The sequence below is a fragment of the Synechococcus sp. R8-2 genome (genome assembly GCF_047461715.1).
Lineage (GTDB): Bacteria > Cyanobacteriota > Cyanobacteriia > Thermostichales > Thermostichaceae > Thermostichus.
On sequence record NZ_JANSHQ010000243.1, the window covers coordinates 1 to 1,880 of the forward strand.

Consider the following 1,880-nt stretch of genomic DNA (forward strand, 5'->3'; position numbering starts at 1 on the left):
CGTTAATGCCATCTCCCACCATGGCAACTCTCTGGCCTTGGGTCTGCAGGTCGCGGATGACTTGAGCTTTGTCTGCCGGGTGAACCTCGGCGATAACGCGGATCCCGGGCACTTGCAGAGCTTCGGCTACCTGCTTGGCCACCTCAGCCCGATCGCCAGTAAGCAGCATCACCTGCAAGCCCATCTTTTGCAGTTGTCGCAGTGTTGCCTGCGCATCAGGCCGCAAGGGATCCTGTGCTGCCAGCAGCCCCACCAGGGATCCCTCTACAGCCACGCCCACCACCGTTTTGCCGGCTGCCAGTAGCGCCTCGGCCTGGGCCTGCGCCTCTGGGGAAATTGGGATCCCCAAAGCAGCCAGCCCATCCAGGGATCCCAACACCACTTCCTGCCCTTCCACTTGGGCAGCAACCCCTATCCCCGGTTGGGTTTGAAACTCGCCGGCGGAGAGCAACGGCAAACCCTGGGTGCGGGCGGCTTGCAAAATGGCTTGCGCCAGCGGATGGCGAGTGCCGCTTTCCACTGTGGCCGCCAGTTGGAGTAGGCGATTGGAATCTAGGGAGGGGTCGAGGCTGAGACAGTCCGTCAGGTGGGGATCCCCTTGGGTGAGGGTGCCGGTTTTGTCGAAGACCACCGTTTGCAAGCGATGGGCTTTCTCCAGAACATCTCCCCCTCGGATGAGCAAGCCCCGCTCGGCTCCCAGCCCGGTACCCACCAGGATGGCCATCGGCGTAGCCAATCCCAAAGCACAGGGGCAGGCCACCACCAAAACGGCAATGGCCATCTTGAGGCTGCTGAGCAGGGGTGTGGGGTGAGGGGGATGGTCGCTCAGATGCAGATGGGCGTGCAGGCTGAACCCCGCCAGGACGAAGTGCTCCGCACCGCCGCTCCCCCAAAGCGGGATCCCAATCCAGTACCAGAACCCAAAGGTGAGAATGGCCAGCGTGACCACCCCATAGGTGAAGTAGCCCGCCACCTGGTCGGCTATCCCTTGGATGGGGGCCTTGCGAGCTTGGGCCTCTTCCACCAGGCGAATGACCTGGGCCAAGGTGGTGTCTTTCCCGGTGCGCGTCGCTCGGCACAGCAACAACCCCGATTGGTTCAGCGTCCCCGCCACCACGGGATCCCCCACTTGTTTCAGCACCGGCAAGGGTTCCCCCGTCAACATCCCCTCGTTGACCGTGGCCTGGCCGGCAATGACCTCTCCATCCACCGGGATCTGTTCGCCGGCCCGCACTTGGAGCCAATCCCCCACTCGCACCTGTTCGACAGGGCACCATTCTCCGGTTTGGGATCCCAGATCCAGGTTCCCCTCTGGGCTGGAAGCCAGAGATCCCGCCTTCTCTGCAGGCTGAACCCGCCGAGCCAAACTGGGACACAAGCTCACCAGCGATTGCAGGCTGCTGGCCGCCCGCAGGCGGCTGTGCTGTTCCAAGGCCCGTCCCAACAGGATGAAGCTGAGCATCATGACGGGCTCGTCGAAAAAGCACTCCCAGCCCACCTGAGGGGCCAACAACCCCGCCAGACTGGCCAGGTAGGCCGATCCGGATCCCAGAGTAACCAGGGTGTTCATGTTGGGGGCCAGCCGCCGCGCCCCTCTCCAACCATCCAGGACAATGCCGCGAGCCGGGCCGACAAAAGTCAAGGTCGCCAAGCCCCAGTGCAGCCAGACATCATTAAGGAGGGGCAAGCCCAGACGGGCGAAGAGATCCAAGTGTCCGGCGGCAGAAATCAGCAGCAAAAAAGCGGCGGTGAGCGCTTGGCGAATGTGGTGTCGGGTCTGCTGTCGCTGCCGAGAGAGGGGATCCGCAGGCACATCCAAGGCTTCTTCCCACCCACCGGGAGGGGAAGAGGGATCTTGAGAGTGCTCCGCACCGCTGACG

At 63.4% G+C, this 1,880-nt stretch carries 1 protein-coding gene; it reads right to left on the reverse strand.

Features of this window, described 5'->3' with window-relative positions; genetic code table 11:
* Positions 1-1,880: heavy metal translocating P-type ATPase (locus NW819_RS06510; RefSeq protein ID WP_414413257.1), on the reverse strand; the 1,880-nt coding region annotated here is incomplete at both ends.